This window comes from Acinetobacter sp. B51(2017), from assembly GCF_003711395.1.
In the GTDB taxonomy this organism is placed as follows: Bacteria; Pseudomonadota; Gammaproteobacteria; order Pseudomonadales; family Moraxellaceae; genus Acinetobacter.
Map to the genome: position 1 here is coordinate 24,931 of NZ_PJRJ01000031.1, position 7,537 is coordinate 32,467.

The window sequence follows — 7,537 nt, forward strand, 5'->3', positions numbered from 1 at the left end:
TTATTCTACGATCGCTAAAGCTTCATTTACGAGCTGAGCTTGTTGTTTTGCATGTAAGTATGGTGAACCACATGCCGGTGCAGCAGAAGCTTCACGGCCTGCGTAACTTAACTTGATTTGTTTACCTGAAGTCATTAAGCCTTCATATAAACGCGGTGCAATGAATAACCAAGCACCTTGGTTTTTCGGCTCTTCTTGTGCCCATACCAATTCAGTCACGTTTGGATATTGTGCTAACACTTCTGCTAAACGTGCTTCTGGGTATGGATATAACTGTTCAATACGTACAATTGCAGTATTGTTCAATTCTTTTTCACGACGTTTTTCCAGTAAATCGTAATAAACCTTACCACCACACAATACAACGCGTGTTACGTCTGACTTGTTGATGTTGTCGATTTCATCGATCACAGTTTGGAACGTACCCGTTGCAAGCTCATCAAGATTAGATGTTGCTAACTTGTGACGAAGTAAAGACTTCGGTGAAGTTACGATGAGTGGCTTACGGATTGGACGGATCGCTTGACGACGTAACGCGTGGAAAATCTGCGCAGGAGTCGTCGGTGTAATCACTTGCATGTTGTCTTCAGCACATAGCTGTAAGAAACGTTCTAAACGTGCAGATGAATGCTCTGGACCTTGACCTTCAAAACCGTGCGGAAGAAGCATGGTTAAGCCACACACACGTTCCCATTTGGTTTCACCAGATGAGATAAATTGGTCAATCACCACCTGCGCACAGTTTGCGAAGTCACCAAATTGTGCTTCCCAAATGATTAAACCGTGAGGAATCGTGGTTGCATAACCATATTCGAATGCAAGTACAGCCATTTCAGAAAGAAGTGAGTCGTACAATGCAAAACGTGGTTGGTTTTCTTTCACATGGCAAAGTGGGATGTAAGTTTCGCCATCCACTTGGTTATGAAGTTTCGCGTGACGGTGTGAGAATGTACCACGACCCACGTCTTCACCTGTAATACGAACCAAGTAACCTTCATCAAGTAATGTTGCGTAAGCTAAAGTTTCCGCAGCACCCCAGTTTAAAGGCATTTCGCCAGTTTGCATTTTCAGACGGTCGTCAATCACTTTTGACACCTGACGTTGCATAACGAAACCTTCTGGAAGTTTACGCATGCCTTCGCCAAGCTCTTTTAAGCGCTCAACTGGGAAAGTGGTATCCCAAACGTCTGTATAATCGTGACCCAAGTAAGGTGTCCAATCGACAAACATTTTTTTGTTTGGTTCTAATACCAATGCATTGGCAACGTGCTTACCTGCTTCTAAATCAGCACGGTAATCTTCAACCATTTGATCTGCTGCTGCACGGTCAAGTACGCCTTCTTGAACTAGCTTGTCTGCATATAAAGTACGTGTTGTGGTCTTTTTGTTGATCACTTGGTACATTAATGGCTGAGTTGCAGCTGGTTCGTCAGCTTCGTTATGACCACGACGACGGTAGCAGAACATGTCAATCACAACGTCTTTGCGGAACGTATGACGGAAGTCATGTGCAAGTTGTGCAACAAACAATACTGCCTCAGGATCATCACCGTTTACATGGAAGATCGGTGCTTGGATCATTTTTGCGATGTCAGTACAGTATTCTGTAGAACGCGCATCGCGTGGATCAGATGTAGTAAAACCAACTTGGTTGTTCACCACAATGTGAACTGTACCACCTACCGTATAACCACGCGTTTGTGACATTTGGAAGGTTTCTTGGTTGACACCTTGACCTGCAAATGCAGCATCACCGTGAACAATAATTGGTAATACGTCATCACCGCCAATGTCTTTACGACGTACTTGACGCGCACGCACAGAACCTTCAACCACAGGGCCAACGATTTCTAAATGCGACGGGTTAAACGCTAATGCTAAGTGAACTTCGCCACCTGCAGTCATCACGTTTGAAGAGAAACCTTGGTGGTATTTAACGTCACCAGAGCCTTTCTTATGCAGTGATTTACCTTCAAATTCACCAAAAAGATCAGCTGGGTTTTTACCCATGATGTTGACAAGAAGGTTTAAACGGCCGCGGTGAGGCATACCGATCACAACTTCTTTACAACCTACAGTACCTGCACGTTGAATCACGGCATCAACCATAGGAATAAAAGATTCACCACCTTCCACACCAAAACGTTTTGCACCGACGAATTTATTACCTAGATATTTCTCTAAGCCTTCAGCTGCAGTTAAACGCTCTAAAACGTGTTTTTTCTCATCTGCAGTAAAGCTAAATTGACCGCGTGCACTTTCAAGGCGTTGTTGAATCCAACGTTTTTCTTTGGTATCAACAATGTGCATGTATTCAGTACCTACTGTTGCACAGTAAGTCGCTTCTAATGCAGCAATGATTTCAGCAAGGGTTGCTTCTTCTTTACCAATCGCAAGATTACCCGTGTTAAACACAGTATCAAGGTCAGATTTGGTTAAACCGTGTGCGTCTAATTCTAAATCGAACGCTTGTTCACGTTTTGCAAGACCTAGTGGATCGAGCTTCGCTTTTTGGTGGCCGCGGTTACGGTAAGCAGCAATAAGTTGCAGAACGCCAATTTGACGACGCTCATGCTCAGAACTTACTGCGCTTTGAACCACAGGCTGTACACGGCTTGAATTGCGACCTAAAAGTAGGAATTGCTCACGTACATTGCTATGTGGTTGATCACCTTTAGGGAATTTATCGAAGTAAGCGCGCCAGTCAGCACCAACTGAATCTGGTGACGCTAAATAATGTTCGTAAAGTTCTTCAATATACGCTGCACTGTCAGCGGAAAGTTCAGTGTCAAGACGCAGAGCGTCAGCAACTTCTTGCATTTGTGGACCCATTTCCTATTGCAAAAACATTTCAGGATGCTTATTCAGCAAACCCATGATTGATAATGTCAAATTGGTGGCATGACATTAGTCCCCATTGGACATCAGCCATGAGGCGTTATCACTACGTTAAAACTTAACGTAAATAATGAATCATAACGCCCCTCAGCGGCATCATCACTCATCACATACTCGGCAAAACCGAGCAATTTTTTGCAAATCGACTTAGCAAAATAAACCTGCTTGAGTTTACTTGGCTAAAGCGGTTTTTACAGTGTGTTTATACGCCATTTTTACAGTCTAACTGTAGAAAAAATGTATGTAAAAAAACAGCAATTTTCTATATGTAACAGCCTTTTAATCCTAACATGAAGCTGATTTTGGGTTGATTTTTTTCAACTATAGCCAGCATCAAGCTACTAAATAGTGACTATATTGTAACGTATGCTATGCAATCTGAGGTAAACATTCGATGTAGACCAAAGTCCAAAGGCTAGATAACAAAAAAGAGCATCTTATTCCAATCTGCCCTTTACCAATATCGTTATATGATAACATTTTAATCCTATCTGTGTAGCACGAGCGAACGCTTTGTAGCCTCAAATAAACAAATTCTATGCCCTGATTGCGAGTCAGCGCAAAAAATAAACAATTCCTATTTTCAGCTTAAATTTTCTTAGCCACCTGTATCTGGCGATACATCAAAAATAATGATCCTACGATATAGTTTTAACCCATAAAAAAAGCACACCTTGTGGTGTGCTTTTTTTGACGCTGCAGAATTAACCTGCGTTGTCTAACAACATGCTACGGATGTGACCGATGGCCTTCGTTGGGTTTAAGCCCTTAGGACATACAGACACACAGTTCATGATACCTTTACAACGGAATAAAGAGAATGGGTCGTCAAGACGAGCCAAACGCTCTTGCGTTGCAGAGTCACGCGAATCGATGATGAAACGGTATGCATTTAACAATGCTGAAGGACCCAAGAACTTGTCTGGGTTCCACCAGAATGATGGGCATGAAGTTGAACAACATGCACAAAGAATACATTCGTATAGACCATCTAAGTGTTCACGCTCTTCTGGAGATTGTAAACGCTCTTTCGGTGGCGCAGGCTGATTGTTGATCAGGAACGGATGGATTTTGTTGTACTGATCGTAGAACTGATTCATGTCTACAACCAAGTCTTTAATGACAGGAAGACCTGGTAATGGACGAATCGTAATCACTTCTGGTAAATCGTTTAGGTTCCAAAGACACGCTAAACCGTTTTTACCATTGATGTTTACACCATCAGAACCACAAATACCTTCACGGCATGAACGACGGAACGTTAAAGATTCGTCTTGTACTTTTAATGCAAGAAGTGCGTCAAGCAACATACGGTGCTTGTCAGTCAATTCAAGTTTAAAAGTTTGCATGTACGGTGCTTTATCCTTATCAGGATCGTAGCGGTAGATATTAAATGTACGAGTACCTCTACTCATCTCAACTCTCCTAATTAGAATGTACGTGGTTTCGGTGGAATAGCATCAACCGATAACGGACGGTAACGCACTGGCTTATACTCAAGACGGTTATCGCTTGAGAACCATAATGTATGCTTCATCCACTCATCATCACGACGGCCGTAAGGATAAGACGGGTGATCTGGTGGTAACTCGAAGTCTACAACCGTATGCGCACCACGACATTCTTTACGTGCAGCAGCAGAAATAAGCGTCGCTTTTGCTACTTCGTATAAGTTTTCCACTTCAAGCGCTTCAATACGTGCCGTGTTGAATACTTTAGATTTGTCTTTTAAGTGGATATTACGAATACGTGGCTCAAGCGCAAGAATTTCTTTTACACCTTTTGCAAGAAGCTCAGATGTACGGAATACACCTGCGTGATCTTGTACGATGTCACGAATAGCATCAGCAACGTCTTGTGCATTTTCACCTGAAGTTGATTCGTCTAATTTACGAATACGTGCAACAGTTTGCTCAAGTACAGTTGTAGGAAGTGGTGCGTACTCATCACCGTGGTGTTTAGTCACGTAATCGATGATGTGTTCACCCGCAGCCTTACCAAATACAACAAGGTCAAGCAATGAGTTGGTACCTAAACGGTTTGCACCGTGTACAGATACACATGAACATTCACCAATTGCATAGAAGCCTTTCACTGGTTTAGTGAAGTTACGGCCTTCTGCATTGGTAGAGTAAACATCATTTTCTTTGTCGTAATGAGCAACAAGCGCTTCAGTTTCGCGAGTTTCAGGTACAACAACTTGACCATGAATGTTGGTCGGAATACCACCCATTTGGTAATGGATTGTTGGTACTACAGGAATTGGCTCTTTAGTGATGTCCACGTTCGCGAATTTCTTACCAATCTCAAATACAGATGGAAGACGTTTCATGATTGTGTCAGCACCCAAGTGCGTCATATCAAGTAAGATGTAGTCGCCTTTAGGACCACAGCCACGACCTTCTTTAATTTCTTGGTCCATAGAACGTGATACGAAGTCACGCGGTGCCAAGTCTTTTAAAGTTGGTGCATAACGTTCCATGAACGGTTCGCCGTCTTTGTTACGAAGGATTGCACCTTCACCACGACAACCTTCAGTTAACAATACGCCTGCGCCCGCAACACCCGTAGGGTGGAATTGCCAGAATTCCATATCTTGTAATGGAATACCTGCACGAGCAGCCATACCAAGACCGTCACCAGTGTTGATATAAGCGTTTGTAGATGCACGGTAAACACGACCAGCACCACCTGTAGCAAACAATGTCGCTTTTGCTTGGAATACAGCAATTTTACCTGTTTCTTGGTCAATTGCAGTTACACCAAGTACATCGCCTGCTTCGTTACGGATTAAGTCTAATGCGATCCATTCTACGAAGAATTGTGTACCCATTTTCACGTTGCTTTGATAAAGCGTGTGAAGCAGTGCGTGACCTGTACGGTCGGCAGCAGCACATGCACGAGGAACCGCTTTTTCACCGTAGTTTGCTGAGTGACCACCGAATGGACGTTGGTAGATTGTACCGTCAGCGTTACGGTCAAATGGCATACCTAAGTGTTCAAGTTCATAAACAACTTGTGGCGCTTCACGAGTCATGAACTCGATTGCGTCTTGGTCACCTAACCAGTCCGAACCTTTTACAGTGTCGTAGAAGTGGTAGTGCCAGTTGTCTTCTTGCATATTACCTAACGACGCACCAATACCACCCTGCGCTGCTACAGTGTGTGAACGTGTTGGGAATACTTTAGTCAGTACTGCAACTTTTAAACCTGCTTGAGCAAGTTGGTAAGATGCGCGCATACCTGAACCACCACCACCAACGATGACAGCATCGAAGGTTTCGTGTGGAATATTTGTGTAATCTTCTTTAGGGGTTATAGCGCCCATGATTGTTTCCTATCAATTCGCCCAAAAAATCTGGATCGCCCAGATTGCATATGCAAATACAGCAATGATCACTGCTGACGTCAATACCAGACGTAAACCTGATGCTGAAGGACCCATTTGACGAGTCGTCACGTAATCCGTGAAAACTTGCCACATGCCGATCCAAGCATGTGCAACTAAAGATAAGACTGCCAATAAAGACATAATCTTCATTGGTGTGGTCATCATAAAGCCATACCATTGGTCAAAGTTGAAATCACCGTTACATAGGATCCAACCAAATACCACAACCGTGTAAATCGCTAAAACGACAGCACTTACACGTTGCAGAAACCAATCACGAGAACCTGAACCTGTTAAACCAGTAGCACTTTTCATTAGAGTACGATCCATACAAATGACGCAACGATACCGATTGCAGACAAGATTAATGCGATAGTAGCTGCTGTGCGACCGCTTTGCAGTTCTTCTGCAATACCTTGGTCAGCAAGTAAATGCTTAATACCTGCAATGAAGTGGTAGATTAAGCCGGCTACAAATACCCATACGATAAAGCGCACGACAAAACCAGACATGATGTCTTGAACTTGCGCAAAACCTTCAGGAGAAGACAATGACTTGTCTAAAATCCATAGAAGTACCGGTACGAGTAAAAATACGATGACACCAGAAAGACGGTGTAGAATTGATGCAATAGCCACAGGGGATTTTAAGTTTACGTCTAAAACTTGACCCATGGACAAATTGACAGGTCTGTTGCTTTTCACAGCGGGCATCCTGTAAGTAAAAACTCCATCCGGAGTTTGTTGGAATTAATTCGAAGGAAAGCTGGCATTTCTAGGCAGTTATAATAAGTGCCTAAACTTAAAACGACATCGAATTATAAAACGTGAACTATTAAAATACAAACAGTGCTACTCGGCTTTTGACCAAAAAAACCTTAAATAAGAATCATTAACAAATATATAAATAGTTAAAACCAATAGTAATTAACTATAATTAGCGCTATATCATTGGTTTTGAAGCATTATCACGTTTTTTTATTAATCGTTTTTGCCTTTAGAATAAGCGAATTACATTTAGACTAAAGATAGAGAAATCTTTTGCAGCACTGCCCTCTTCATTATAAATTTAAGCCTAAAGCTTCGCCAAGCTTTTATTTTTTAGCAAAATATTGGTTATTTAACCCGAATCATGGATAAGAAATTCAGTTGAAAAAAAAGATGACTGAGTTAATAAGAGAGTTACCACACACTTTTATTAACCAGCCATCCTATGTTCGAGTTTACAACTTTATTCTGCACAATTGAT

5 protein-coding genes are annotated in these 7,537 nt (G+C 42.3%); all 5 read right to left on the minus strand.

Annotated features, from left to right (window positions below; genetic code table 11):
- Positions 1–2,820: a 2-oxoglutarate dehydrogenase E1 component gene (locus tag CYK47_RS12650; protein WP_122902211.1), complete on the minus strand. Its 2,820-nt coding sequence runs from the start codon at positions 2,818–2,820 to the stop codon at positions 1–3.
- A 782-nt stretch (positions 2,821–3,602) separates the two neighbouring features.
- The gene (locus tag CYK47_RS12655; protein WP_122902212.1) at positions 3,603–4,313 is read right to left on the minus strand and encodes a succinate dehydrogenase iron-sulfur subunit; all 711 of its coding nucleotides are present in this window, start codon (positions 4,311–4,313) and stop codon (positions 3,603–3,605) included.
- 14 nt (positions 4,314–4,327) lie between these two features.
- Entirely contained in the window at positions 4,328–6,226 is a 1,899-nt protein-coding gene (locus tag CYK47_RS12660) for an FAD-binding protein (protein ID WP_122902213.1), read from the minus strand.
- A 12-nt stretch (positions 6,227–6,238) separates the two neighbouring features.
- Complete coding sequence (sdhD, locus tag CYK47_RS12665) at positions 6,239–6,604, minus strand: succinate dehydrogenase, hydrophobic membrane anchor protein (protein WP_122902214.1); 366 nt, start codon at positions 6,602–6,604, stop codon at positions 6,239–6,241.
- On the minus strand, positions 6,604–7,002 hold the full coding sequence (gene sdhC, locus CYK47_RS12670; protein WP_122902215.1) for a succinate dehydrogenase, cytochrome b556 subunit: 399 nt from the start codon (positions 7,000–7,002) through the stop codon (positions 6,604–6,606). The genes sdhD and sdhC overlap by 1 nt, the downstream gene beginning before the upstream one ends.
- Between the last annotated feature and the right edge of the window lie 535 nt (positions 7,003–7,537).